This window comes from Serratia sp. BIGb0163 (assembly GCF_024809935.1).
Classification (GTDB): domain Bacteria; phylum Pseudomonadota; class Gammaproteobacteria; order Enterobacterales; family Enterobacteriaceae; genus Serratia; species Serratia quinivorans.
In genome coordinates, this window is the sequence record NZ_JANUDZ010000001.1 from 1,509,577 (window position 1) to 1,535,036 (window position 25,460).

Genomic DNA, 25,460 nt, shown 5'->3' on the forward strand with positions numbered 1-25,460 from the left:
TCAGCTGCTAGCTAACTATACTGAGAAGCCATTCCCCACCCCCCGTGGGGATTTTTTTTGGCTCAGGCGAAAGAGCCTTGCGCCGCACATCGCCTTGCCAATCCCCCCACCACGAATATCCGCCATACTCCAGCGTCGCCAGCTACCCTTAATTGATACCGCCCCAGGCGATGGTAGTTACCCCTTTTTAACGTTACCGAAGCCGGCTAACCAATTGTAGAATTTACTAAAATCTGTTAAATTGATCACAAAAATGACGCTGGAGAAACCACGATGAAAATGGCGATATACAGCACTAAACAGTATGACCGTAAATATCTCGAACTGGTGAATCAGCAGTTTGGCTACGAGCTGGAGTTTTTCGATTTCCTGCTCAGTAAAAGAACCGCCAAAAACGCCGCCGGTTGCAAAGCCATCTGTATCTTCGTTAACGACGACGGCAGCCGTGAAGTCCTTGAAGAACTGGCGGCACTGGGGGTGGAAATCCTGGCCCTGCGCTGCGCCGGTTTCAATAACGTGGATCTGGACGCCGCCAAAGAATTGGGCATCAAAGTGGTACGCGTACCGGCCTATTCGCCGGAAGCGGTCGCTGAACACGCCGTGGGGATGATGATGTGCCTGAATCGTCGTATTCATCGCGCTTATCAGCGTACCCGCGATGCCAACTTCTCGCTCGAGGGGTTGATTGGCTTCAATATGCATAACCGCACCGCCGGGGTGATTGGCACCGGTAAAATTGGCATCGCCACCATGCGGATCCTGAAAGGGTTTGGCATGAAACTATTGGCTTATGATCCCTACCCAAGCGAACAAGCGCTGGAGATGGGTGCCGAATATGTCGATCTGAAAACGCTGTACGCACAGTCCGACGTGATCACCCTGCACTGCCCGTTGACGCCGGAAAACCACCATCTGCTGGACAGTGATGCTTTCAGCCTGATGAAAAACGGCGTGATGATTATCAACACCAGCCGTGGCGCACTGATTGACTCCTCGGCGGCGATTGATGCCTTGAAACAGCAGAAAATCGGCGCACTGGGAATGGATGTGTATGAGAATGAACGCGATTTGTTCTTTGAAGACAAATCCAATGACGTGATCCAGGACGATATTTTCCGCCGCCTGTCAGCCTGCCACAACGTGCTGTTTACCGGCCATCAGGCTTTCCTGACCGAAGAGGCGCTGACCAGCATCTCGGAAACCACGCTGAAAAACATTCACCAATTGGAACAGGGCGAGAACTGCCCGAATCAGCTCAATGCCTGATATTTTTAACAAGGAAAGTCGATGAAAAAGTCTATCTCAGTGGCGTTAACGGCGCTGCTGTTAGCGGGGTGTGGTATGAGCCAGAACGGTAAAACGGTGACAGAAAGCGATCTGTTGCATCACAATTTTGCGCTGCAAAGCGTCGATGGCGTGGCAGTAAAGTCACGCCCCGGCAACAGACCCAATCTTGAGTTCGGTGAGAAAATGCACGTTTCCGGCGCCATGTGTAACCACTTCTTTGGTGGCGGCCAATTGCAAGACGGCGTGTTGACGGTGCCTGGGCTGGCTTCAACCCGCATGGCCTGCTCAGACCCGCAACTCAACCAGTGGGATTGGTTGATTGGCGACGTGCTGGGCAAAGGGGCAAAAGTCACCCTCAGCGCTCAGAAATTGACACTGAGCGGCAGCGGCCACGTCCTGGTCTATACCCAGCGAGACTGGGTGCAGTAATCCCTGTTCACCAGGCCCAGGTGGCCTGGTGTTCTTTCCGGTTTAACCGGCGGTTGAACAGGCTCCCTGACCCAGCGTCCATTCTTCGCATTGCTTACCATTCGGCATCTGGCACATTCTTACCGCCTCGCCGTTTAAATTGTGCGTCACGGTAGTGGTACCGCCCACGCTGGCGCAGTTCGCGCTGGTCTGTAAGGTATTGATTCTGGCGCTGTTGCCCTGCTGTACTGGCTCTTCATTTTTGCTGCTGCATGCGGCCAAAAGCAATACGGCACCGGCCAGCAACCATTTTGATGTTGTCATTATCCCACTCCTGAACCCGGAACTAAGCTGTGTAAAATCGCCATTGCCGATATACCCGTCGTCTTTCAAGCCGCAGCGTTGTTACCTGCACTCGCTCACCCCAGTTACTTACTAAAGTAAGCGCCTGGGGATGAGCGAGCTGGTCGCCTAGCTGCAACTCGAAACCCAAAGGGTATAACTCGCGTCACTTATTACGGACACGTTTCGTTATCTTTGATGCAAACCTATTTAATCTAGCCTGATATATAAATAATGAAAATATATTCCTGCAATTATTTGGCGTTTATTTGGCGTTTATTTGAACGTTGCGATCATTCTTGTCGTCACCGCGGCTTTCACGCAGCTCATGGAGCAGCCAGCGTGCGGTCTGGGCGACACGTGCGATAACAGGTTCGAAGGAGCAGATTGGGAGCAATAGACGGGCTGGGAATTGTCAGACAATAGTAAAAAAACAGCGTTGGTTTTGTTACTGGGTGAATATAACTGATTCATTATTTTCAGTTATTATTACTGAGGCGTTCAGCCAGCGTCACTGAATGTCACGCTGGCTATGTTCACCTTAAAATAACAATTAGTGCGCCGCCGTTTTCGACAGTAAATTAATCACCAGTACGCCGGCAATAATTAACCCCATCCCGAGAACTGCCGGTAAATCCAGTTTTTGCTGATAAACAAATACTGCCGCAATGGACACCAGAACAATGCCCATACCGGACCAGATAGCGTAGACAATACCCAGAGGCATGGTTTTAACCACCATCGACAGCCCCCAAAAAGCGACCGCGTAACCGACCACCACCACCAGCGATGGCCACAGGCGGGTAAAGCCTTCAGAGGCTTTCAGCATGGTAGTGGCGACCACTTCCGCCACAATCGCCATGGCTAAATACATAAATCCGCTCATCGTTTTTTCTTCCGTAAGTTCACCTGTTCGACAGTATGACGCGCTGGAAATAAATTGTCGTTAAACAACCATGACAATTCGTCTTCGCGGCGTGATTTTAATGCGGGAAATATCAATTTACAGTAACTCTGGTCGATTTTTCCACCGCCACACAAATGCGATAAAGGGCCAATATATCCCTCTGCTAGACTTTGTTAATTACTGCAAGAGGCGACTTTTGCGGCTTTTTGAGCAATGAAAGGTAAAGTCGATGATTACTACAGATGGTAATAACGCAGTCGCTTCCGTGGCCTATCGCGCCAGCGAAGTGATTGCCATCTACCCGATTACACCCAGTTCGACCATGGCGGAACAGGCCGATGCCTGGTCCGGCGACGGCCGTCAGAATATCTGGGGCGACGTACCGCGAGTGGTGGAAATGCAGTCGGAAGGCGGTGCGATCGCCACCGTGCACGGTGCATTGCAAACCGGCGCACTGTCGACCTCATTTACCTCGTCGCAGGGCCTGCTGTTGATGATCCCGACGCTGTACAAACTGGCCGGTGAACTGACGCCGTTTGTTCTGCACGTCGCCGCACGGACCATCGCTACGCACGCACTGTCGATTTTCGGCGACCATTCCGACGTGATGGCGGTACGCCAGACCGGCTGCGCCATGCTGTGCGCCAGTAACGTGCAGGAGGCGCAGGACTTTGCGTTGATTTCTCAAACGGCGAGCCTCAACAGTCGCCTGCCGTTTATTCACTTTTTTGATGGTTTCCGTACCTCGCATGAAATCAACAAGATCGTCCCGTTGAGCGACGATACCCTGCGCCAGATGCTGCCGCAGGAAGCGATTGATGCGCACCGCAGCCGCGCGCTGTCACCGGACCATCCTGTGGTGCGCGGTACCTCCGCCAACCCGGATACCTATTTCCAGTCTCGTGAGGCCACCAATCCCTGGTATAACGCGACCAGTCAGCACGTAATTGATGCGATGGACAAGTTTGCCCAGATCACCGGCCGGGCATATCAGCCTTTTGAATATTACGGTCATCCACAGGCCGAACGCGTCGTGATCCTGATGGGATCCGCTATCGGTACCTGCGAAGAGGCGATCGACGCCCTGCTGACTCGCGGCGAAAAAGTCGGCGTGCTGAAAGTCCGACTGTTCCGCCCCTTTTCCGCGCAACACCTGCTCAGCATGCTGCCGGCAAGCGCAACGAAAATCGCCGTACTGGATCGCACCAAGGAGCCAGGCGCGCTGGCAGAACCGCTGTATCTGGACGTGATGACCGCGCTGGCCGAAGCCTTCAGCCGGGGTGAACGCGCCAACATGCCGATAGTGATCGGTGGCCGTTATGGATTGTCCTCAAAAGAGTTCGGGCCAGACTGCGCGTTGGCGGTATTTAAAGAACTGACGCTGGACAAACCGCGCCCGCGTTTTACCGTCGGTATTTTTGACGATGTGACCGGCCTTTCCCTGCCGCTCAGTGAAGAAACCCTGCCGCAGCGTGCCTCACTGGAGGCGTTATTCTACGGCCTGGGCAGCGACGGGTCGGTTTCCGCCACCAAAAACAACATCAAAATCATCGGCAACAGCACGCCGCTCTATGCCCAAGGCTATTTTGTCTACGATTCGAAAAAGGCCGGTGGCCTGACGGTGTCGCATCTGCGCGTCAGTGAGCAGCCGATTAACTCGGCCTATCTGGTCAGTCGCGCTGACTTTGTCGGCTGTCACCAATTGCAGTTTATCGATACCTACCAGATGGCGGAGCGCCTGAAACCCGGCGGCATTTTCCTGCTCAATACCCCGTACGGTGCGGAAGAAGTCTGGTCGCGGCTGCCGCAGGAAGTGCAGGCGGTGCTGCAACAGCGTCAGGCGCGATTTTACATCATCAACGCCGCCAAACTGGCGCGGGAATGCCGACTTGGCGCGCGCATCAATACCGTGATGCAGATGGCGTTTTTCCACCTGACCCAGATCCTGCCGGGCGATGTGGCACTGCAGCAATTGCGCGACGCCATTGCCCGCAGCTACAGCAGCAAAGGCCAGGATATTGTTGAACGCAACTGGCAGGCGCTGGCCGCTACGCTCGATGCACTGATTGAGATCCCGCTGCAGCCGGTTAACGACAGCAGCCCAATGCGACCGCCGGTGGTTTCCGACGCCGCGCCTGACTTTGTCAAAACCGTCACCGCCGCGATGCTGGCCGGATTGGGCGATGCGCTGCCAGTGTCCGCCTTCCCGCCGGACGGCACCTGGCCAGTGGGCACCACCCAGTGGGAAAAACGCAATATCGCCGAGGCGATCCCTATCTGGCAGCCGGATCTGTGCACCCAGTGCAACCACTGCGTTGCCGCCTGTCCGCATTCCGCCATTCGCGCCAAAGTGGTTCAGCCGGAGGCCATGGAGCATGCCCCTGCCTCGCTGCAATCGCTGGACGTGAAGGCGCGAGATATGCGCGGTCAGAAATACGTGCTGCAGGTGGCGCCGGAAGACTGTACCGGTTGCAACCTGTGCGTTGAGGTGTGCCCGGCGAAAGACCGCCAGGATCCTGACATCAAGGCCATCAACATGGCGCCACGGCTGGAGCACCTGGCCGTGGAAAAAGAACACTACGACTTCTTCCTGCAACTGCCGGAGATCGACCCGGCGCAGCTCGAGCGGATCGATATTCGCACCTCGCAGCTGATTTCGCCGCTGTTCGAATACTCCGGCGCCTGTTCCGGCTGCGGCGAAACGCCGTATATCAAACTGTTGACCCAGCTTTATGGCGACCGACTGCTGATTGCCAATGCCACCGGCTGCTCATCCATTTACGGCGGCAACCTGCCCACCACGCCTTACACCACCAATGCCGAAGGGCGCGGCCCGGCCTGGGCCAACTCGCTGTTTGAGGACAACGCCGAATTCGGTCTGGGCTTCCGCCTGACTGTCGACCAGCACCGCAGCCGCGTATTGCGCCTGTTGAACACGCTGACACCACAGTTGCCGACACAATTGGTTAATGCTCTGCAGATGGAAGATATCGCACCGGAACCACGCCGCCAGCAGATTGCTGAACTGCGCGGCCTGTTGACGAAAATTGAAGGCAACGATGCACGCCAACTGGCGACCGACGCCGATTATCTGGTGGATAAGTCCATCTGGTTGATTGGCGGCGATGGCTGGGCTTACGACATCGGGTTCGGTGGGTTGGATCACGTCCTCAGCCTGACCGAGAACGTCAACGTACTGGTGCTGGATACCCAATGTTACTCCAACACCGGTGGCCAACAGTCGAAAGCTACCCCGCTGGGTGCAGTCACCAAGTTCGGTGAGCACGGCAAGCGCAAGGCGCGTAAGGATCTGGGCGTCAGCATGATGATGTACGGCCATGTGTATGTGGCGCAGATCTCGCTGGGTGCGCAGCTCAACCAGACGGTGAAAGCGATTCAGGAGGCCGAGGCCTATCCGGGCCCATCACTGATTATCGCCTACAGCCCCTGCGAAGAGCACGGTTACGATCTGGCGCTAAGTCACGACCAGATGAAACAGTTGACCGCCACCGGTTTCTGGCCGCTGTACCGCTTCGATCCACGCCGTGCCGATGAGGGCAAAGCTGCGCTGGCGCTGGACTCCCGGCCGCCAAACAGCAACCTGACCGAAACGCTGCTGAAAGAACAGCGCTTCCGCCGCCTGAACTCGCAGCAGCCGGAGGTCGCCAGCGCGCTGTATCAGGCCGCAGAGAAAGAGCTGAAGGAGAAGTACGACTTCCTCAGCCTGCTGGCCGGCAAAGGGGAAAAATCCTCCGCCGAGTAAATCATCGGGGCGCGACCGGTTCGCGCCCCGCTTCCAGCCAGCTTTGCCGCTGTGCCTCTTTCACCGCCCCCCGCACGTAGCTCGCCTTTCCCGGCTGATAAAAAACGTTTCCAGGCGTAAAAACACCGCTACATTCGGCCCTGCAAGCCACACCCTAAAAATTTTCCGAGAGGATCATCTTGCCCAACAAGGGGATAGCTGTGGATCCTCTCGCCCCTGACTTTCTTTATGGTTGTAATGGCTAAAACTCGCTTATACTGTATATAAAAACAGTATAGAGAAATGCACCATGAAACACTTTTTCCCCACGCCAACCCCAGAGAAACAGTTCATTCCGCTTTACGCCGATAACGTCCCGGCGGGCTTTCCCAGCCCGGCGCAAGACTATATACACGCGCGAATCGACCTCAACGAGTACTGCATTAGCCACCCTTCGGCGACTTACTTTCTGATCGCTTCAGGAGAAAGCATGATCGAAGCCGGGATCACCGACGGCTCCATGCTGGTGGTCGATCGCAGTATTGGCGCCTGTCACGGCGATATCGTGATCGCCAGCATCGCAGGCGAGTTCACGGTTAAGCGCCTGTGCCTGCATCCTGTCAAACAGCTTGAGCCGATGAACCCGACATTCAGGCCGATACCGCTCCCGGATGATGGTGCTGAACTGGACATTGTCGGCGTGGTGGTTTCAACCATCACCAGGCTGAAATAATGTACGCCCTGGCCGATGTAAACAACTTCTATGCAAGTTGTGAAACGCTGTGGCGTCCGGATCTGCGTGGCCGCCCGATTGTTGTTCTGTCGAACAACGACGGCTGTGTGGTGGCACAGAGCAAAGAGGCAAAGGCCCTGGGCCTGAAAACAGGCGCGCCCTATTTCAAGATAAAGCATGATTTTGAGCGTGCCGGGGGTATCGCATTCAGCAGCAACTACGAGCTGTACGCCGATATGTCGATGCGAGTGATGGCCGTGCTCGAAGAAATGGCACCGCGGACCGAAATGTACTCTATCGACGAAAGCTTTCTGGAGCTTGCCGGGATACAAAATTGTGTCGATTTGGCCACCTTTGGGCACCAGGTTCGCGCCCGCGTTTTGCGATGCACCGGCCTCACCGTCGGCGTCGGTATTGCCCAGACCAAGACGCTGGCAAAGTTGGCGAACTACGCGGCGAAAAAATGGAGTCAGACCCAAGGCGTGGTTGACCTTTCCAACCAGGAGCGGCAGCGAAAACTAATGGATAAAGTACCGGTAGCAGAAGTCTGGGGCATCGGGCGGCGCATAACCAAAGAATTGCAAAATATGGGGATCAAAAGCACACTGCAGCTGGCGGATGCAAGCACCACGATGATCCGCAAGCATTTCAGCGTGGTGGTTGAACGCACGGTGCGTGAACTGCGTGGTGAACCCTGTTTGTCACTTGAGGAGTTTGCCCCCACCAAACAGCAGATCATTTGCAGCAGATCCTTTGGCGAACGCGTCACTGAATACCAGGATATGCATCAGGCTATCTGCATGCACGCTTCCCGCGCGGCAGAAAAACTGCGTGCAGAACACCAGTATTGCCGGAATATCAATGCATGGGTTAAAACCAGCCCCTTCTCGGCCAATGAAAAGTATTACGGCAACACCGCGAGCATCAGGCTCAGTACGCCGACGCAAGATACGCGCGACATCATCGCCGCCGCAACTCGATGCCTTGATAAGATTTGGCAGCCCGGCCACCGCTATCTAAAAGCCGGCGTTATGCTGCAGGACTTTTACTCACAAGGCGTCGCTCAGTTGGACTTGTTCGATGAGTATCAGCCACGGCCTAACAGCGCACGCTTAATGGCCGCGTTGGATAAAATCAATCAGTCCGGGCATGCCGGGGTCTGGTTTGCCGGGCAAGGAAACCAACAGACATGGTCGATGAAACGTGAGTTTCTCTCTCCCGCTTACACCACGCGGGTGGCAGATTTGCCACGTGCCCGCGTGTACTGAGGCAAGCAAACCGCATTTGCTATCCGGAGCGGATGGATGAAATACCCAAGCAGCCCATAGAATGCTAAACTCGCTGCCTAAAACTTTATGCCCATAGTGCCCCCAATTGAGAACGAGCACGATTTAAATGTCAGAACAACAAACAGTTAGTCAAAAAGAGCAGTACAATCTGAACAAATTGCAAAAGCGCCTGCGTCGTAACGTGGGTCAGGCGATCGCCGATTTCAACATGATTGAGGAAGGCGACCGCATCATGGTTTGCCTGTCCGGCGGCAAAGACAGCTACACCATGCTGGAGATTTTGCGCAACCTGCAGCAAAGCGCCCCGGTCAATTTCTCACTGGTTGCGGTCAACCTCGATCAGAAACAACCCGGTTTCCCCGAGCATATTCTGCCGGCCTATCTGGAAAGCCTGGGGGTGGAATACCAGATTGTTGAGGAAAACACCTACAGCATCGTCAAGGACAAGATCCCTGAGGGCAAAACCACCTGCTCACTGTGTTCACGCCTGCGCCGCGGCATTCTTTACCGCACCGCTACCGAGCTGGGGGCCACCAAAATTGCCCTTGGCCACCACCGCGACGATATTCTGCAGACGCTGTTCCTCAACATGTTCTACGGCGGCAAGCTGAAAGGCATGCCACCCAAGCTGATGAGCGACGATGGCAAACACGTGGTTATTCGCCCGCTGGCTTACTGCCGTGAAAAAGACATCGAGCGGTTCTCGGTCGCCAAAGGCTTCCCGATTATCCCGTGCAACCTGTGCGGCTCGCAGCCCAACCTGCAACGCCAGGTGATTGGCGACATGCTGCGCGACTGGGATAAACGTTATCCGGGCCGGCTGGAAACCATGTTCAGCGCGATGCAAAACGTAGTGCCTTCGCACCTGAGTGACTACAACCTTTTTGATTTCAAAGGGATTCACCACGGCAGCGAAGTGGTTGACGGTGGCGATCTGGCCTTTGACCGTGAAGATATTCCAATGCAGCCGATCGGCTGGCAACCGGAAGATGCGGATGATGCCGCCCCGGTACGTTTAGACGTACTCGAGATCAAGTAAGTCGTTATTCCGCCCGCACGCTGTGGGCGGAAATTTCCCTTCATCAGTTTTCGATCCCGCTCGCAATTTCAGCAGAATTCATCGGACAGTGCCGTTTTTATCCTATACTGTGTTTTTATACAGTCACTGGAGATTACCGATGAACATCACCCCCTGCTTGTCTCACGTTTCTCTCGGCAGCAATCATTTTGACGCCGCAGCCGACTTCTACGATCGAACCCTTGCCGCATTAGGTTGCCGGCGGGTGTTGGAACACCCTGGCGCCATTGGCTATGGGCGTGACTATCCGGAGTTCTGGTTGCAGGTACCGATCGACGGTAAACCGGCCACTGCCGGCAATGGCCTGCACGTGGGTTTTTTCGCCACCAGCAAACAGCAGGTCGATGATTTTTACCGCCAGGCGCTGCAGGCCGGTGCGACAGATGAAGGCGCCCCCGGTTCACGGCCACACTATGGCGAAGCCTATTACGGCTGCTTTGTTCGGGATCTGGATGGGCATAAGATCGAGGCCAGTTTCTGGGATGAGAGTGCAGCCTGACGGGCAAATTGCAGACAAAAAAATGCCGGTGATTAAACCGGCATCGTATGAATCAATGTGCTATGCAGTAATTCTAAATATAAGAAAGTAAGACAATTATGGAGCACAACGCCCATCGCTTGACGTTGCATTCACCTGCGAGATAGATCATGCCCCATTTCCCTCCGGTAAAAGTTGATATCGCTCAATGTTAACCGGGTTATCAGCGTTTTTTGGCTACAGCCAGCGGCGTCGCTTCAGCCACCAGCCCAGGCCGAACACCAATCCGGTCAGTGTCAGGCAAAACGTAGCAAAACCCAAAGGGTTGTCGCCGCCTGGAATGCCGCCCAGGTTGACGCCGAACAACCCGGTCAAAAAGGTCGTCGGCAAAAACACCATCGCCAATAATGACATGGTGTAGGTGCGGCGGTTCATGGCATCAGCCATCACGGTGGTGATTTCGTCAGAAAGGATCGCGGTACGGGCAATGCTGCCGTCCAAATCATCCAGGCCGCGCCCTAATCGATCGGCAATATCCTGCATGCGACGACGGTCGTCATCATTCATCCAGGGCAGACGATCGCTGGCCAGCCGGGAAAATACATCACGTTGCGGTGCCATATAGCGGCGCAGTACGATCAGCTGTTTGCGGATCAGCGCCAGTTGCCCGCGTTCGGGAACCTGTTGCTCCAACAGCGAATCTTCCAGATCGATGATCTTGTCATGCAGATCCTCGATAAACTCACTGGCGTGATCGGTCAGTGCATCCGAAATTTCCACCAGCCAGTTGCCGCTGTTGGTCGGCCCGATGCCGCTTTGCAGATCGTTCACTACCTGGTCGATGGAAAAAACCTTGCGATGGCGGGTGGAAACGATCAGTTTATCCGTCATGTAGACGCGAATGGTCACCAACTGATCCGGCCGTGAATTGGCGTTAAAGTTAATGCTGCGCAGTGTAATCATGGTGCCATCGCCCACCTTACTGACGCGTGGCCGCGAGCTCTCTCCTGACAGCGCCTCTCTGACCGCATCCGGCAGCAGTGGCGTGGTGGCCAGCCATTCGGCGCTGGCAGAGTGCGCATAATCGAGATGCAGCCAGCAAGGCTCATCGCAGGTAACTTTGTCATCGTAATCAATCGATGTTACACCGCCCTTGCCATCGAGCTGGTAGGCATACACTGCGTCAGGAACCTGTAACTCGCGCCCCTCAATGACTTCCATTCCTCATCCCCTCTGCTTTTCAGTTATTCCAGAGTCTAGCGTTAATGGTAAGCGGATCAAAGATGAAGCCGTGCGAATGCTGCACCTGGGAGGAGCTTATGCGCTAACATGGATAAATAACGCACAACGCGCGGCCGGGCACCTAATGAAATCCACTTCGACATTCTTGTTAGCCTCAGTTTTGGCGTTTGCTCCGGCGCCGTTTCATCCGCTGTTTGCCGCAGATAACTCACTCAACGCTATCGCGGACGCATATCGGGTCAAATTAGCTGACTCAGCGGGTGACCTGCCTTACTTCGTTGCGAAATATCATGGCCCCACACCACACAGCGCGTTAATCGTACTGCACGGACACCCCAGAGATGCAGGGAAAACGCTGGCCGCTGCCTTAACGGCGGCCCAGCGCACAGCCAAAGCCGATAACTGGCTGCTGGTTGCCCCGCTGTTTCCGGTTAGCGATGCGCAGGCCGCACACTGTCACTCCCCCGGAGTGCCAGCCGCACAGGCAGGTGACGCACTCTGGAGCTGCAGTTCCTGGATCGAAGGGGATCTGGACAATCAGGGGAGTACCAGCTCATTTGTTGCGCTGGATAGTCTGGTTGCCGAGCTGAAAATAAAATGGCCAACGGTACGGTCGGTGACCATCGCCGGCTTCTCCGCCGGGGCACAGTTTGTGCAGCACTATGTCGGGTTCGCCCATCCGCCGGCCGGCGTGAAGCTGCGTTACGTCATCGCCGACCCCGGCAGTTGGCTCTATTTCGATAGCCGAAGGCCACGACCGGTAACAAATGGTCGCCCTGCCGACTGGCGCGACTGTAACCAACAAGGCGACTGTAGCTTTGATTGGGTTGAGAACAGGAACGATGTCTGCCCGAACGTCGATCGTTGGAAATACGGCATTGAAGCGGTTCCGGCCTTTCTCGACCAAAACAGCACATCTGTGCGCCAGCGCTATGCATCGGCGGATATCACCTATCTTGAAGGCGAGAAGGATACCGGCAGCGCACCCGGCACTTTCTACAAAATACTCGATAAGTCTTGCGCAGCTCAGGCGCAAGGCCCCTACCGACTGCAGCGCGGCATCGCCTATGCCGCTTACGACCGGCGGTTTATTGCGCCGCACGCCAAACGTGATTTGCTGATCGTTCCCGACTGTGCCCACGATGTAGCCTGCGTATTTCCTTCGACGACAGGCCGTAGCGCATTGTTTGATGCCCCATAGCCCTGCCACCTAAGTAGAAACCCCGCTCTCGCGGGGTTTGATGGCAACACATGGGACTATCGCAATATATCAATGCTTCAAAATATACATCGTCTGGCTGTACGCCACGTCTTCCGGATTGGTGATCGGGTAGCCTTTCACCCAGGGTTTGATCAATCGGCCATTGGTATACTGATAAATTGGCGCGATCGGTGCCTGTTCGGCGATGATCTGCTCAAGTTTGTTGTAGTCAGTGGTCAAGGCTGCCGCACTGGTTTCCCGGCTGGCCTGCGCGAGCAGTTTGTCGTAATCCGCACTTTTGAATTTAGCGATATTTCCGCTGTGGGTTGAGCTTAACAACGACAGGAAGGTCGAGGCTTCATTGTAATCGCCGACCCAGGAAGCACGCACCACGTCGAAATTGCCGGTGTTACGGCTATCGATATAGGTTTTCCATTCCTGATTTTGCAGCTTGACGTCAATACCGAGCGTTTTCTTCCACATTGAAGCCACAGCAATCGCAATTTTCTGATGGCTTTCCGAAGTGTTGTACAACAGCGTCAGTTTCAGCGGATTGTTCGGGCCATAACCTGCCGCCTGCATCAACGCCTTGGCCTGGGCGTCCAGTTCGGCCTGTGGTTGCTGTTGCAACAGGCTCACTTCCGGCTTAAACCCGGCGGTGACATCCGGGGTGAAGTGGTAAGCCGGTTTTTCACCGGTCCCCAACACTTTTTCGGCGATAATCTTGCGATCGATAGCGTAAGACAATGCCTTGCGCACCCGCACATCGTTAGTCGGCGCACGTTGGGTATTAAAAGCATAATAATAGGTGCCGAGCTGATCCGGGGTATAGACTTGGTCCGGGATGTCTTTCAGCAGTTTTTGGTACATGTTTTTCGGGAAGGACTCGGTGATATCGATATCGCCGGCCAGATAACGCTTGGTGGCGTTGGATTCCTGGTTGATCGGCACAAAGGTCACTTTGGTCAACACCGTATGCGCATGATCCCAATAGTGATCGTTTGGCGTCAGTACCAGCTTCTCGTTAACTACCCGTTCCTGCAGTTTAAACGCGCCGTTACCGACCAGGTTGCCGACCTTGGTCCAGTCGTTGCCAAATTTCTCTACCACCGCCTTGTTGACCGGGAACAGGCTGAAGTTGGCCGTCAGGCTGACAAAATACGGCACCGGTTTGTTCAACTGCACTTTGAAGGTGTAATCATCCAGCGCGGTGACGCCCAGCTTATCGGCAGGCAGCTTGCCGGTAATGATCTCATCGGCGTTTTGGATGCCGGCCAACTGGGCAAACCAGGCAAAAGGTGACAAGTTCTTCGGCTCAACCAGCCGCTGCCAACTGTAAACGAAGTCTTTCGCCGTGACAGGGTCACCGTTAGACCAGCGCGCATCTTTACGCAGGGTGAAAATATAGGTTTGGTTATCGGTGGTTTGCCAGCGGGTTGCGACGCCGGGGATCACCTTGCCGTTGGCATCCTGGTTCACCAGCCCTTCAAACAGATCGCGCGCCAATTGTGCTTCCGGCAGGCCAACCGCTTTAATGGGATCGAGTGAGGCCGGCTCATCTTTGATATGGCGAACTATTCCCTGTTTCTCCGCCAGCGTAGTACCTGGGGGAACCTGAGCCGCCATGGCGCTGCTCAGCCCTGCGCCAATCGCCACGGCACACAGCGCCAAACGAAAACCCTGTTGAATTTTTTTTCTCGTCATTCTGATTTATCCCCCGTTAACCATCTGAATTTTTTATCTTATAGCACAAGATTAGTCTCACCTAGAGTTCCCGGCGGACAAGATGTAAAAACTGGGGGGCCAGGCAATAAAAATGCCCGCACGACGGTGTCGATACGGGCATTTTCTGTTAGTCGGCTTTATTAGTCGTAAAGGTGAATGCTATTGATGCGGTAGCTGAATTCTTCACCCTCTTCTTCATCAAAAATGGTGAAGAAGCCTTTCTCTGCCAATGGCTTGGCATGAATATCGGTTTTCTGCATCTGGCGTGACTCGGCATCGTCAAAACCATAGTCGAGATAGAAGCTGTTTTTCTGATAATCGACGTGCAGAGTAAACGGATAGTTGGACTCATCGCCACGCCCGTCGTCGTTCTTCACCACGCCAAACCATTCACCCTGACGGATCTGGTTTTCCTCGTCCACGCCGCACAGCAGCGTGATGGTATCCTTATCATTTTCGCTATAGCTGGCAACTATTCTGGCTACTGGCATGTTAAATCCCCTGTTTGGTTAGCTTTGCCGATAGTATAACAACAGCGAAATAGATGGCGTGGTTTTATTGGCTTCACCAATCAATGTTCAGCACGGTTTTGCCGCGTGAGCCACCGGCTTTGCTCTCCGCCAGCATTTCCGGTGCCTGTTTAATCGATACCAGACGTTCCACCGGCACCTGCAGCTCACCGCGCGCGACGCTCTGTAACAGTTGCTCCAGCTCATCCGCACTGATTTGCGCCTCAATATTGCCGCCACGCAGGCCTTGTTGCTGCATCAGCTCCGGAGCTGCCGACCAAATGGTGCTCAGCGCCACGCCGCCCTTACGCAGAATAACCAGTAAGGCGCTGAATGCTTCGGCATTGCTGACCAGATCGATCATGCCGTCAATGCCCTGCGGGTATAGTTGTTGAACCTGCTGCAGCACGGGTGCCCGGTGATGATCAATCACCTTCTCAGCCCCCAGCTCACGCAATGCGGCCTCGGCATCAGCCCCGCCGGTAGCAATTACCTTCAGCCCCTGACGTTTGGCCAGTTGAATAACGAAGCGCCCAACGCCGCCGGTTGCGCCCACCACCAGCAGAGTCGCACCCGCGCTCAGTTGCAGTTTCTCAACCAGTTTCAGCGCGGTACCGGCCGCAATCGGCATGGCCGCCGCAGTGGTCAAACTCACCTCATCAGGTACTCGCGCCAGTACCGCTTTTTGGTCAATCACCGCATATTGGGCGTAGCTACCGGCACCGACAACGCCGAACATAAACTTGCCGGCCACCCGTTCATTGACGCTGAATCCGCTGACATCATCGGCGACTGCCTCCACCACGCCCGCACCGTCGGTACCAATCACCAAAGGGAAAACGTGTGGCAATTTCTCCTGTAGCATGCCGTCGGCTATCCGCCAGTCAACCGGGTTTAGCCCGGCAGCGGCCATTTTAACCAGGATCTGGCCGGGTTGTAGTGAGGGTTTGGCGATCTCTACCTGTTCTGGCGTAGCACCGAGTTGTTTGACTGCAATGGCTTTCATGAAGAGCTCCAGTTTATCTGTTCACAATAGGAGCCAGTGTAGCGAACCCAAGATCGTCTGCCAGTCATCAATAATTGGAATCACTGTTCAGGATTTTATGACAATCAATTTTGTCACTGGGTGAGAAATTGCTCTGGGAAAGTTAAGCGAAAGCGTAATACACTGAATAAAATGATAATCACTCTCGACCTTTAAATCAGGGACTACATCATGATCCAGCATCGACCGCGCAGTGAACGTGGCCAATTGGCCGTTGCAGGAGAGAATTACGGCAGTTCGTTGTTGGGTGCACCACTGCTCTATTTCCCGGCGGCCGTCAGCGGCCCGCAAACCGGGCTGATTATTGCCGGTACCCACGGTGATGAGAGCGCCGCTATCGTTACCCTGTCCTGCGCATTACGCAGCATTGCACCAAACCAGTTGCGTCACCATGTAGTACTGGCGGTCAATCCCGACGGTTGCCAACTCGGGCTGCGCGCCAACGCTAACGGGGTTGATTTGAACCGTAACTTCCCGGCGGCCAATTGGCGATCCGGGGATACGGTTTATCGTTGGAACAGCGCGGCGGAAGCGCGGGATGTAAAACTCTCAACCGGCGGCCGCCCAGGTTCCGAACCGGAAACCCAGGGGCTCTGTCATCTGATCCATCGGTTGAAGCCGCACTGGGTGGTGTCGTTCCACGAGCCATTGGCCTGTATTGAAGATCCGGCCAGTTCACAGCTCGGCGTCTGGCTTTCGCATAAGTTTGCCCTGCCGCTGGTCACCAGCGTCGGTTACGAGACGCCGGGATCATTCGGCAGCTGGTGCGCCGATTTGTCACTGCCGTGCATTACTGCGGAATTCCCGCCGATCTCGGCCGATGCCGCCAGCGAAAACTACCTCAGCGCAATGGTAGAATTGCTGACTTACCCGGGCTAAACCGGCGATGGGGCGAGATTAATCGCCCCACATTCAAAATCCAACCCCGGTTCAACGTCATTAGCCAGCCAGGTCGGGCCGTCCAAATCGACGAATCGCGCGCCCGGTGCCAGCGGCAATGCGGCATTGATCGCCCGCGAAGTGCACAACATGCAACCGAGCATAATAGCGAACCCTTGTTGCCGCGCCTCCTGCGCCAGCGCCAGCCCTTCGGTCAGGCCGCCGGTTTTATCCAGCTTGATATTGACCATTTGATAACGGCCAACCAGCTTGGGTAAATCACCGCGGGTGTGGCAGCTTTCATCAGCGCAAATTGGCAACGGGTGGATAAAGTTTTCCAGTGCGCTGTCATCCGTTGCCGGCAGGGGTTGCTCCAGCATCGCCACGCCCAGATCCGCTAACAGTTGGCAGCGCGCCGCCAGCCCTTCCGCCTGCCAGGACTCATTGGCATCGACAATCAACGTGGCATCCGGCACCGCCGCACGGATCGCCACCAGCCGTTCGCTGATCAGATGATTGTCCAGTTTGATTTTCAGCAAGCGTGCCCCTTGCTGTTCAAGTTCGCGTGCGGCGAAGGCCATGGCCTCCGGCGAACCTATGCTGACGGTTTGCGCCATCAGAATGCGTTCTGGCTCGGCAACCGTGCTACGCTGCCAGAGGCTCTGACCGCTCAGTTGACACTCCAAATCCCACAAGGCGGAATCCACCGCATTACGCGCCGCGCCGGCCGGCATTAGCTGCTGCAATTGCTCGCGCGTCACGCCCTGTTCGACCGCCGTAGCCACTTCGGCCAGCCGTTCCATCACCGAAGCCTCACTTTCACCGTAACGCGGATAAGGTGTGCATTCACCAATCCCCCGCACGCCCTGCTGCTCAATTTCGACCACCACTACTTTGGCTTCGGTGCGGCTGCCACGGGCAATAACAAAGGCGGTATGCAACGGCCAGGCTTCTGGGTAAAAACGCATGCTTCTCATAACGGCTCCTGAACGGAAATTGCGTATAAAATCGGGCGAACGCGCGGGTGCTTTTTTGGACACACTCTAATATATACAACTATTTAGCAAACTTTATCTATCCAACCCACAATTGTTGACATAAACTGATGCCAGGGTGTGAACCTAATGTTAAAAGCGGCCAAAAAGCCATTTTATTAGGTTCATGCCCTTTGTATAAACACCTGTAAAAGGAATCAAGCTAATGACTCAGACAGTACATTTTCAAGGCAACCCGGTTAGCGTTGCAGGCCACCTGCCACAAACCGGCGAACAAGCCAAAACCTTCTCACTGGTTGCCAAAGACTTGTCGGACGTGGCGCTGAGCAGCTTCGCGGGTAAACGCAAAGTTCTGAACATTTTCCCAAGTATTGATACCGGCGTTTGCGCAACTTCGGTTCGTACATTCAACCAGTTGGCCAGCGGCTTGGATAACACCGTGGTGCTGTGCATCTCGGCCGACCTGCCGTTCGCCCAGTCACGTTTCTGCGGTGCAGAAGGCCTGAACAATGTAGTCACCCTGTCCACGCTGCGTGGCGCAGAATTCAAACAGGCTTACGGCGTTGAAATCGCTGAAGGCCCGCTGGCAGGCCTGACCGCACGTGCGGTTGTGGTATTGGATGGCCAGGACAACGTGCTGTACAGCGAGCTGGTGAATGAAATTACCACCGAGCCGAACTACGATGCGGCGCTGGCTGCATTGAAGTAATGCCAGAAGGCCGACGATTGCCGGCCTCTAAACGTTGAAACGGGCGCTTATGGCGCCCGTTTTTTTATTCTTCGTTTTCCCCGGAAGGCTTACGGCTGCTGAGCCCATATTCGCGCAACTTATTGGCGATCGCGGTATGTGAAACCCCCAGGCGTTTCGCCAGTTTTCTGGTACTCGGGTAAGTACGGTACAAACGGGTCAGCACCGAACGTTCGAAACGCTTGCTGATATCATCAAGCGAGCCGTCCATCACCTCATCGCCCAGCGACATTTCAACCTCGAACTCCGGCAGTACAATGTCCTGCGGACGAAGTTCGAAACCTTCGGTTTGCGTCAACGCCCGGTAAATGGCGTTTTTTAACTGTCGCACGTTGCCCGGCCAGCCATATTTGCTGAGGAAACTGCCCAGATCGCCCGACAGCTTCGGCCGCGCCACACCCTGCTCATCGGCAAAACGCGCCACAAACAGTTCAGTCAGCGGCATGATATCCTGTGGACGCTCACGCAACGGGGGAATGGTGATGGTCAACACGTTAAGTCGATAATAGAGATCCTCACGGAACTCACCACGCTGCACCAGTTCGGTCAGGTTTTTCTGCGTCGCGCAAATTACCCGCACATCTACATGGACTTCGTGTTCTTCACCCACGCGGCGGAAAGTGCCATCGTTAATGAAACGTAGCAGTTTGGTCTGCATGCGCGGCGACATCTCACCGATTTCATCCAGCAGCACCGAACCACCGTGCGCCTGCTCAAAGAAGCCCTTCTTGCCTTCCAGCGCATTCGGGTAAGCCCCCGGCGCATGGCCGAACAACTCGCTTTCCGCTACGTCATCCGGCAGTGCGGCGCAATTGAGCGCCAGGAACGGCTGCTTGCCACGCGGGCTGCGCAAATGGCATGCCCGGGCCAGAATATCTTTGCCGGTGCCGGTGTCGCCCACAATCAACAGTGGCGCATCCAGCATCGCCAACTTGCGCGCCTGCTCCAGCACCTGGCGCATTTTCGGACTGGCGGCAACGATATGATCAAACTCGGTATCGTCGTTCACCGACAGATTCTGTAACTGACGCCCCATACGGGCCGTGGACTTCAGCATCACTACCGCGCCAACGGCGGCATTCTGCTGGTTTTCGTCCTCCAGGTAGATTGGCGTGATATCCATCAGGAAGTCCTGACTGCGGATCACCACCCGCTCAGATTGTGGCGCCGTCTGTTCGCTCTCGAGCCAACGGTTGAAGTTATAACCGCCAATCAATGCGGTGGCCGTCTGGTTGCGAATTTTGTCTTCGCTAAGCCCGAACAGCGCCTGCGCTGCCGGATTGGCCAGTTCAACTTTGCCTTTCATATCAATCGAGAACACCGGCTCAGGCATCGACTCCAACAACGCACGCAGTGCGCGGTGTTCGCGTTCAGACGGCATGAAATTCACGGTGCGCACATCGGTCACGCCGGCAATGCGGCGGATTTCCACCATCAGCGCGCGGAAGGTGTCAAAATCCAGTTGGGAAAAATTGAGGTAAATGCGGCCGATGGGATCGATTTCGATGCCACGTAAATCTATGCTGCGCAATACCAAAAGATCGAGTAACTCTCGAGTCAGACCGATCCGGTCTTCGCAAAAAACTTCCAAACGCATCAGTATTGGCCTTATCTCTGCAGGTGCGGGGATGACTGAAGATGATGATACTCTCTCACCCCGAGCGGTAGAAGCAATCTGTCAGCAAAAGTTGACAGAACTCTGATTTATCGTTGTTGTTGATGATTTTAAACGCAAGTGAATAACACCATCGGCGTCATTTTAGCTTATCAGCAGAGAGTTATCACAACCGCCAGTAAATTTGCAGATAAATATAATGCATTTACAGGGGGATCGTCTTTCGTCAAGCGCGGGTTACGTATTGGCGTTAGCGGGGAAAATCATTGCGGTAAAAATAACCACGGCGCCTGAATAGACGCCGTGGGCAGATTATTTGGCCTTGTTGTCGCTCTTTTTCATGGTGTCTTTCAACTGGCCAATCAGTTGGCTGCGGAAATCACCCAGTTTCGGTTTTTCCCCTTCCAGCCAGGGCAACGGACGACAAAGCTCCATCGCCTTGATACCGAGCCTGGCCGTCAGCAAACCGGCACCGATGCCCTGCGCCGCTCGGGCGGACAATCGGGCGGCCAGGTCTTGCGACATCCAGTCCATTCCCACTTCGCGTACCAGCTCGGACGCACCGGCAAAGGCAATATTCAACAGCACCAGACGGAACAAGCGCAGACGGCTGAAGTAACCCAGCTCGATGCCATACAGCGCGGCGATACGGTTAATCAGCCGAATATTACGCCAGGCGATAAACGCCATATCCACCACCGCCAGCGGACTGACGGCGATCATTAAGGTGGACTCCGCCGCCGAACGGCTGATTTCACGCCGCGCCTGATTATCCAGCACCGGCTGCACCAGTTTGGCGTACAGCGCTACCACTTCGCGATCGTTCTGGGTTTCATGCAGTGAAGCCTGCCAGCGTTGCAACGCCGGATGCCCCTGATCCAGGCCGGCCTGGCGCGCCAGTTTTTCGCAAAACTCACGCCCTTTGCCCAATCCGTGGCTGTGCAACAGTTCACGTGCCACATCTCGTTCTTCTGCACGCTGGCGCAGACGGTATAGTCTGCGCCATTCGGTCACCACCGAACCTACCCCGGCGAAAACAATCAACCCACCCGCCACGCCACCGCCCATGGCGATCCAATCCTGCTGCACCCAGGCGGTATGCACCCACTGCACGCCCTGCGCCACCACGCTGACACCGAACAGCGTCAGCCCGGCGGTAACCATTTTGCGCCACAGGCTGCGTTTGGGTTTCAAGGCTGCGTTGATAATGCCTTCGGCACGCCCCTCTTCCTCTTCCTGCTGCAGCTCCGGCGCCGCCGGGAAAAAGTGCTCAGCCTGCTGTTCGTCGAAAGCAACGTTGGCACGCAGCACCGGCTCCTGCGGTGGCTCCAACGGCTGTTCGAAATCGATACGCGGTTTTATCGGCTCGCTCATCGCAATTTATCTCCCAGTAAAAACTCCATCACCGCGTCCAGGCGGATATGTGGCAACGGACTGTCCACACTCATCGCGCGTGGACGGAACTCATCAAAATGGAAGCCCTGATTCTGCCAGAACGCCGGCCCAGGCAAACGTGCCGGCACTTCGCCGGGGAACACCGTCAACGGTGCGCCGTCGTTCAGGCGATTGCCTTTCAGCGCCGGGATGCGCTGCCCCTGATGGTCAACGATGCCGCTTTCGGTCGCCTGCACCGAGGCCAGCCCGACGCAGTCCATGCTGATGCCCTCAAACGCCGCGTTCTGCCAGGCTTCCTGCACCAGCTGCTGCAACAACGACACCAAATTGGCATGCTGATCGGCGGTGATGTGATCGGCCTTGGTAGCGGCAAACATCAGTTTATCGATGGTCGGTGAAAATAAACGGCGGAACAGCGTGCGCTTGCCATAGTGGAAACTCTGCATCAGTTGGGTCAGCGCCAGCCGCATATCATTGAACGCCTGCGGGCCGCTATTGAGTGGCTGCAGGCAATCCACCAGCACAATCTGGCGATCGAAACGGACAAAATGCTCTTTATAAAAGTTTTTGACGATGGTCTGGCAGTAATAGTTGAAACGCGCACGCAGCATGCCGATGTTGCTGTGTTTATCCGCCTGCGCCAGCTTTGACTCGCCAAGGCTGTCGACGTTTGGCCACGGGAAAAACTGCAATGCCGGCGCACCGGCCAGATCGCCCGGCAACACAAAGCGGCCCGGCTGAATAAAATGCAGCCCTTCACTTTTGCAGCGCAACAGATAATCGGTATAAGCCTGGGCGATGGCCGCCAGCTTGTTTTCATCGGCGGGTGCCAGCGGATCGCAGCTTTTGCACAGTTCCAGCCAGGGCCGGGCCCATTCGGCGCGATCGCCCTGCAGCAAGCCGGCCATTTGCCGCGACCAGGCCAGATAGTCCTGTTCCAGCATCGGCAAGTCCAACAACCATTCGCCGGGATAATCGACAATCTCCAGATACAGCGTTGAAGTGTCTTTGAAATGACGCAGCAATGAATCGTTGGAGCGATAACGCAACGCCAGGCGAATTTCGCTGACGCCACGCGTCGGGGTCGGCCAGCTCGGCGGAGTGCCATAAAGCTGTGCCAGCCCTTCATCATAGGTAAAACGCTGAATACCGAGGTCGCGTTGCGGAATGCGCTTCACGCCCAGCAGGCGTTCTTCGCGCACCGGCGAGAACAGCGGCATGCGGGCACCGCTGTGAACATGCAGCAATTGATTGACGAAAGCGGTGATAAAGGCGGTTTTGCCGCTGCGGCTCAGGCCGGTCACCGCCAGACGCAGGTGGCGATCCATCCCGCGGTTGACCAGCGACGTTAACTCATTTTGCAGTCGTTTCATTTTACGTGAAATTACTTCCTTTTATCATAAAAAACAGACAATTAAACAAAAATCATCATTTTTTGGCACCTATGCTCATTATTATAGTCATAAGCGAAGCTGTTTTATGCATGGATACGTGTTTTGACATCATCACCGCCCCTTAACTTTCATTCATTGTGTGGTATATAGCCGAACGTTCTAATGTCGCATCCTATATAAAATCAAGATAGCATTATCTTTCTGGGATTAACCCCAATAATTAACCATTAATCCATGCAAGGTTTAGTGTCGAAAGTACTATTCCATGAAATTTAATGTTACCCGGAGTTCACTATGAGCGCAATTAATTTAGAACAAAATATCCCCACAGTAAGTGTTATGGGAGACTTAAGAGTCACCTCACCTGAATATGATGGACAACGTATATTTTTAACCGAATATTATGCAGGAAAAGGTAAAGGTGGTGGGATGTTTACAGGTCATCTCAACATTCCCAACGCAATAGATGATGGCGGATATTCCACTATTAAAGTCGGTCAGACAACAGCTGTGTGGCGTCGAAACGATCTGACACAACTCTCTTTATACGATGGAGGTTGTGACCCAACTCTTAACGATAACAGCACGTTTATTCAAAACATTTCATTGATACAAGGCGATCGTTCAGTAAAAATTCCAAGTGGTTACTGGAATATTGCAAAACCAATTATCTTCCCGGCCAACAGAGGGATCGCACTCTATGGCGAGAGCAGTTTTAACGGGCGAGCAGTGTTAACCTATTCAGGACCGGATTTAGCTGATATTTCAGACATTAGTGGAATAATCACCGTTACTGCTAACCAAGGTGAAATGACCTACAGCGGCATTAACTTCAGAAACTTTCAAATTCGTGGGAATCATAAATTTATTAGTGGATTAAGTATCAAGTATGCCGGTTATGTGCAAGTACAGAATGTAAGCATCCTCTACTGCAAAGGTGCCGGACTCTATCTAGATAAGGTTCAGGACAGTTACTTTAAATTCCTGGAGGTTCAGGGTTGCGGCAGAACATCAGGTGACTATGACAGTTACACTGACATCACAAATAATGGGAAAATGCTCCTTGCCCCAATTCACTTAACTTCAACCATCAAAGATGACGAATGTAATATGTTGCGCTTTGAAAACTGTCAATGGGAAGCAAACTTAATAAGCCCGACAATTTACGTTCATGGAGGGATTGGTCTTTGGTTCAGAAATTTGCATATGGAACATCGTACCGGCCCATTAAAGAAATTGATTGGCGACAATCCCAATGCCAGTTGCCTGCTGTATATGAACAACTCAGGTGAGGTTTATCTAAATGAAATTCAGGCATCGGAAGTAAAACATCTAGTTTATAGTACAGGATATGGTGTTTTATATGCTACCAACATTAACCGAGGAGGGGATGTTACACATGCAGCATCAGGCAAACAGTTCAATATTTTCATGAATGGGTGTTGGTTGCAGGACATGAATTTTTCACCCAGCGTAAAAGCCATGATCAGCAATTGCCGGTTGGCAAATCTAAAGTGGAATTACCCCTCTTATGCTGGCACTATTTCTGACACTCAATTTTCCGGCAAACTTGCTATTACTGAAGACGGCGCCAATACCCGAATCGATCTGGTCGACTGTCAGTATGGCAGCGTAAGCTGCAACACCAGTAATCTACGCTTTCTTGGCGGCCGCTGTTTGGGTGATTTTCGCTACGTATCGCGGTCTGGAGCAGGTTCAGTCATCGATGTCGATGTTGAAGGCGCCACTACAATAAGCACGAGCTACGGTAGTTCATATCAGCCAGGTAGATCCAACTATACTGTGGCTCGCGTTGCGGATGGTCCAAAAGAGCTAGGCGGTATCATGCGCCCTGTCGGCTCCGAATGGTTCAATACGACGGTAAACGGGAACCAAGAAGGTGCTATTTACAGCTGGGTGAAAACAGCGGCAGGCTGGCGACCTAATAGCCGCATCAGCCGCTTTGGTACCAATTTATCGTCAATGACATTTTCTCAGCTGCCTGCTGCGAACGTCTGCAAAGGAACCGTTATTTATTGCACCGATACTGAAGCCTCTCCTGCAGCTCAGGCCATCATCAGCGATGGCTCAGACTGGGTCTATTTGGCAGCCCCGGGGACGAAAGCGACCACCGCCAATTAGAATTTATGCCGCCCTACTGGGGCGGTATTTTTTCACCTGCGGCATAACGCCCAAATACCTTGTTCAGCCCTTTGCGGAACAGCGGTTCCAGCACCAGCGCCAGGACAAAGCGAATCGGTTTGCGGCCTACGGTGCGCAGCAGCCAGCCGGCCGCCCCTGCCGGGCCGTAATTGAGTAACGCTATGATGATGACTTTAGACAATGTCTTCAACATTGCACCTGCTCCTTGTTTAAATCCACCGGATTTAACGGCGTTTACGGCATAGGTTTTTTTCATTAGCAATGCCCTCCGGCACGGTTTGGTTC

At 54.3% G+C, this 25,460-nt stretch carries 22 protein-coding genes; 11 read left to right on the forward strand and 11 right to left on the reverse strand.

Annotation, left to right across the window (positions count from 1 at the left end):
- Positions 1–273 precede the first annotated feature (273 nt).
- Together M2406_RS07215 and hslJ are read left to right on the forward strand one after the other, a co-directional pair.
- Entirely contained in the window at positions 274–1,266 is a 993-nt protein-coding gene (locus tag M2406_RS07215) for a 2-hydroxyacid dehydrogenase (RefSeq protein ID WP_012145328.1), read from the forward strand.
- Positions 1,267–1,287: 21 nt separating this feature from the next.
- Positions 1,288–1,716 (forward strand): heat shock protein HslJ, encoded by a 429-nt coding sequence (gene hslJ, locus M2406_RS07220; protein ID WP_259189453.1) that lies wholly within the window; start codon positions 1,288–1,290, stop codon positions 1,714–1,716.
- A 42-nt stretch (positions 1,717–1,758) separates the two neighbouring features.
- Here the strand turns inward: hslJ and M2406_RS07225 are convergent, their stop codons facing one another.
- Together M2406_RS07225 and M2406_RS07230 are read right to left on the reverse strand one after the other, a co-directional pair.
- Complete coding sequence (locus M2406_RS07225) at positions 1,759–2,019, reverse strand: DUF333 domain-containing protein (RefSeq protein ID WP_017892986.1); 261 nt, start codon at positions 2,017–2,019, stop codon at positions 1,759–1,761.
- Positions 2,020–2,590: 571 nt separating this feature from the next.
- Positions 2,591–2,923, reverse strand: coding sequence for an SMR family transporter (locus tag M2406_RS07230; protein WP_012145331.1), 333 nt, complete (start codon positions 2,921–2,923; stop codon positions 2,591–2,593).
- A gap of 250 nt (positions 2,924–3,173) precedes the next feature.
- Here M2406_RS07230 and nifJ point away from each other — a divergent pair, with 250 nt between their 5' ends.
- The 5 genes from nifJ to M2406_RS07255 all read left to right on the forward strand — a co-directional run bounded on the left by nifJ (position 3,174) and on the right by M2406_RS07255 (position 10,285).
- The gene (gene nifJ / locus M2406_RS07235; RefSeq protein ID WP_259189454.1) at positions 3,174–6,707 is read left to right on the forward strand and encodes a pyruvate:ferredoxin (flavodoxin) oxidoreductase; all 3,534 of its coding nucleotides are present in this window, start codon (positions 3,174–3,176) and stop codon (positions 6,705–6,707) included.
- Between the two features lie 289 nt (positions 6,708–6,996).
- Positions 6,997–7,419: a translesion error-prone DNA polymerase V autoproteolytic subunit gene (gene umuD / locus M2406_RS07240; protein ID WP_012145333.1), complete on the forward strand. Its 423-nt coding sequence runs from the start codon at positions 6,997–6,999 to the stop codon at positions 7,417–7,419.
- The gene (gene umuC, locus M2406_RS07245) at positions 7,419–8,687 is read left to right on the forward strand and encodes a translesion error-prone DNA polymerase V subunit UmuC (RefSeq protein ID WP_259189455.1); all 1,269 of its coding nucleotides are present in this window, start codon (positions 7,419–7,421) and stop codon (positions 8,685–8,687) included. The genes umuD and umuC overlap by 1 nt, the downstream gene beginning before the upstream one ends.
- A 127-nt stretch (positions 8,688–8,814) precedes the next feature.
- Positions 8,815–9,747, forward strand: a complete 933-nt coding sequence (ttcA, locus tag M2406_RS07250) for a tRNA 2-thiocytidine(32) synthetase TtcA (protein ID WP_012145335.1) — start codon at positions 8,815–8,817, stop codon at positions 9,745–9,747.
- Positions 9,748–9,886: 139 nt separating this feature from the next.
- Entirely contained in the window at positions 9,887–10,285 is a 399-nt protein-coding gene (locus tag M2406_RS07255) for a VOC family protein (RefSeq protein ID WP_259189456.1), read from the forward strand.
- 216 nt (positions 10,286–10,501) lie between these two features.
- Here M2406_RS07255 and zntB read toward each other — a convergent pair whose 3' ends face one another.
- Positions 10,502–11,485, reverse strand: a complete 984-nt coding sequence (gene zntB, locus M2406_RS07260; RefSeq protein ID WP_259189457.1) for a zinc transporter ZntB — start codon at positions 11,483–11,485, stop codon at positions 10,502–10,504.
- Between the two features lie 145 nt (positions 11,486–11,630).
- Here zntB and M2406_RS07265 point away from each other — a divergent pair, with 145 nt between their 5' ends.
- The gene (locus M2406_RS07265) at positions 11,631–12,707 is read left to right on the forward strand and encodes a hypothetical protein (protein ID WP_259189458.1); all 1,077 of its coding nucleotides are present in this window, start codon (positions 11,631–11,633) and stop codon (positions 12,705–12,707) included.
- Positions 12,708–12,776: 69 nt separating this feature from the next.
- Here the strand turns inward: M2406_RS07265 and M2406_RS07270 are convergent, their stop codons facing one another.
- From M2406_RS07270 to M2406_RS07280, 3 genes are all read right to left on the reverse strand, one after another.
- The gene (locus tag M2406_RS07270) at positions 12,777–14,411 is read right to left on the reverse strand and encodes an ABC transporter substrate-binding protein (protein WP_259189459.1); all 1,635 of its coding nucleotides are present in this window, start codon (positions 14,409–14,411) and stop codon (positions 12,777–12,779) included.
- Between the two features lie 161 nt (positions 14,412–14,572).
- Positions 14,573–14,923 (reverse strand): hypothetical protein, encoded by a 351-nt coding sequence (locus tag M2406_RS07275; protein ID WP_012145340.1) that lies wholly within the window; start codon positions 14,921–14,923, stop codon positions 14,573–14,575.
- A 73-nt stretch (positions 14,924–14,996) separates the two neighbouring features.
- A complete protein-coding gene (locus tag M2406_RS07280) occupies positions 14,997–15,947 on the reverse strand; it encodes an NADP-dependent oxidoreductase (RefSeq protein ID WP_259189460.1) in 951 nt (316 codons plus the stop codon).
- 210 nt (positions 15,948–16,157) lie between these two features.
- Here M2406_RS07280 and mpaA point away from each other — a divergent pair, with 210 nt between their 5' ends.
- Positions 16,158–16,865, forward strand: a complete 708-nt coding sequence (mpaA, locus tag M2406_RS07285) for a murein tripeptide amidase MpaA (RefSeq protein ID WP_259189461.1) — start codon at positions 16,158–16,160, stop codon at positions 16,863–16,865.
- Here the strand turns inward: mpaA and ycjG are convergent.
- A complete protein-coding gene (ycjG, locus tag M2406_RS07290) occupies positions 16,862–17,842 on the reverse strand; it encodes an L-Ala-D/L-Glu epimerase (protein WP_259189462.1) in 981 nt (326 codons plus the stop codon). The genes mpaA and ycjG overlap by 4 nt on opposite strands.
- Positions 17,843–18,065: 223 nt before the next feature.
- Here ycjG and tpx point away from each other — a divergent pair, with 223 nt between their 5' ends.
- A complete protein-coding gene (gene tpx, locus M2406_RS07295) occupies positions 18,066–18,569 on the forward strand; it encodes a thiol peroxidase (RefSeq protein ID WP_012145344.1) in 504 nt (167 codons plus the stop codon).
- Between the two features lie 64 nt (positions 18,570–18,633).
- On the opposite strand, the gene tyrR is transcribed toward tpx, so the two are convergent.
- The 3 genes from tyrR to M2406_RS07310 form a co-directional block, all read right to left on the reverse strand.
- Positions 18,634–20,205: a transcriptional regulator TyrR gene (gene tyrR, locus M2406_RS07300; protein ID WP_259189463.1), complete on the reverse strand. Its 1,572-nt coding sequence runs from the start codon at positions 20,203–20,205 to the stop codon at positions 18,634–18,636.
- A 330-nt stretch (positions 20,206–20,535) separates the two neighbouring features.
- The gene (locus M2406_RS07305) at positions 20,536–21,597 is read right to left on the reverse strand and encodes a YcjF family protein (RefSeq protein ID WP_012145346.1); all 1,062 of its coding nucleotides are present in this window, start codon (positions 21,595–21,597) and stop codon (positions 20,536–20,538) included.
- The gene (locus M2406_RS07310; RefSeq protein ID WP_017892998.1) at positions 21,594–22,991 is read right to left on the reverse strand and encodes a YcjX family protein; all 1,398 of its coding nucleotides are present in this window, start codon (positions 22,989–22,991) and stop codon (positions 21,594–21,596) included. The genes M2406_RS07305 and M2406_RS07310 overlap by 4 nt, the downstream gene beginning before the upstream one ends.
- A gap of 315 nt (positions 22,992–23,306) precedes the next feature.
- Between M2406_RS07310 and M2406_RS07315 the strand changes: the two genes are divergently transcribed.
- Positions 23,307–25,154 carry a hypothetical protein gene (locus tag M2406_RS07315; RefSeq protein WP_259189465.1) on the forward strand — a complete coding sequence of 616 codons (1,848 nt, stop codon included), beginning with the start codon at positions 23,307–23,309 and terminating at the stop codon, positions 25,152–25,154.
- 13 nt (positions 25,155–25,167) lie between these two features.
- On the opposite strand, the gene pspD is transcribed toward M2406_RS07315, so the two are convergent.
- Complete coding sequence (pspD, locus tag M2406_RS07320; RefSeq protein ID WP_012145349.1) at positions 25,168–25,431, reverse strand: phage shock protein PspD; 264 nt, start codon at positions 25,429–25,431, stop codon at positions 25,168–25,170.
- Positions 25,432–25,460 lie beyond the last annotated feature (29 nt).

What these genes read in the sequence shown, in the direction of transcription:
- M2406_RS07215 (WP_012145328.1), top strand. Translation starts at nt 274, where the DNA reads ATGAAAATGGCGATATACAGCACTAAACAGTATGACCGTAAATATCTC.
- hslJ (WP_259189453.1), top strand. Translation starts at nt 1,288, where the DNA reads ATGAAAAAGTCTATCTCAGTGGCGTTAACGGCGCTGCTGTTAGCGGGG.
- M2406_RS07225 (WP_017892986.1), bottom strand. Translation starts at nt 2,019, where the DNA reads ATGACAACATCAAAATGGTTGCTGGCCGGTGCCGTATTGCTTTTGGCC.
- M2406_RS07230 (WP_012145331.1), bottom strand. Translation starts at nt 2,923, where the DNA reads ATGAGCGGATTTATGTATTTAGCCATGGCGATTGTGGCGGAAGTGGTC.
- nifJ (WP_259189454.1), top strand. Translation starts at nt 3,174, where the DNA reads ATGATTACTACAGATGGTAATAACGCAGTCGCTTCCGTGGCCTATCGC.
- umuD (WP_012145333.1), top strand. Translation starts at nt 6,997, where the DNA reads ATGAAACACTTTTTCCCCACGCCAACCCCAGAGAAACAGTTCATTCCG.
- umuC (WP_259189455.1), top strand. Translation starts at nt 7,419, where the DNA reads ATGTACGCCCTGGCCGATGTAAACAACTTCTATGCAAGTTGTGAAACG.
- ttcA (WP_012145335.1), top strand. Translation starts at nt 8,815, where the DNA reads ATGTCAGAACAACAAACAGTTAGTCAAAAAGAGCAGTACAATCTGAAC.
- M2406_RS07255 (WP_259189456.1), top strand. Translation starts at nt 9,887, where the DNA reads ATGAACATCACCCCCTGCTTGTCTCACGTTTCTCTCGGCAGCAATCAT.
- zntB (WP_259189457.1), bottom strand. Translation starts at nt 11,485, where the DNA reads ATGGAAGTCATTGAGGGGCGCGAGTTACAGGTTCCTGACGCAGTGTAT.
- M2406_RS07265 (WP_259189458.1), top strand. Translation starts at nt 11,631, where the DNA reads ATGAAATCCACTTCGACATTCTTGTTAGCCTCAGTTTTGGCGTTTGCT.
- M2406_RS07270 (WP_259189459.1), bottom strand. Translation starts at nt 14,411, where the DNA reads ATGACGAGAAAAAAAATTCAACAGGGTTTTCGTTTGGCGCTGTGTGCC.
- M2406_RS07275 (WP_012145340.1), bottom strand. Translation starts at nt 14,923, where the DNA reads ATGCCAGTAGCCAGAATAGTTGCCAGCTATAGCGAAAATGATAAGGAT.
- M2406_RS07280 (WP_259189460.1), bottom strand. Translation starts at nt 15,947, where the DNA reads ATGAAAGCCATTGCAGTCAAACAACTCGGTGCTACGCCAGAACAGGTA.
- mpaA (WP_259189461.1), top strand. Translation starts at nt 16,158, where the DNA reads ATGATCCAGCATCGACCGCGCAGTGAACGTGGCCAATTGGCCGTTGCA.
- ycjG (WP_259189462.1), bottom strand. Translation starts at nt 17,842, where the DNA reads ATGAGAAGCATGCGTTTTTACCCAGAAGCCTGGCCGTTGCATACCGCC.
- tpx (WP_012145344.1), top strand. Translation starts at nt 18,066, where the DNA reads ATGACTCAGACAGTACATTTTCAAGGCAACCCGGTTAGCGTTGCAGGC.
- tyrR (WP_259189463.1), bottom strand. Translation starts at nt 20,205, where the DNA reads ATGCGTTTGGAAGTTTTTTGCGAAGACCGGATCGGTCTGACTCGAGAG.
- M2406_RS07305 (WP_012145346.1), bottom strand. Translation starts at nt 21,597, where the DNA reads ATGAGCGAGCCGATAAAACCGCGTATCGATTTCGAACAGCCGTTGGAG.
- M2406_RS07310 (WP_017892998.1), bottom strand. Translation starts at nt 22,991, where the DNA reads ATGAAACGACTGCAAAATGAGTTAACGTCGCTGGTCAACCGCGGGATG.
- M2406_RS07315 (WP_259189465.1), top strand. Translation starts at nt 23,307, where the DNA reads ATGAGCGCAATTAATTTAGAACAAAATATCCCCACAGTAAGTGTTATG.
- pspD (WP_012145349.1), bottom strand. Translation starts at nt 25,431, where the DNA reads ATGAAAAAAACCTATGCCGTAAACGCCGTTAAATCCGGTGGATTTAAA.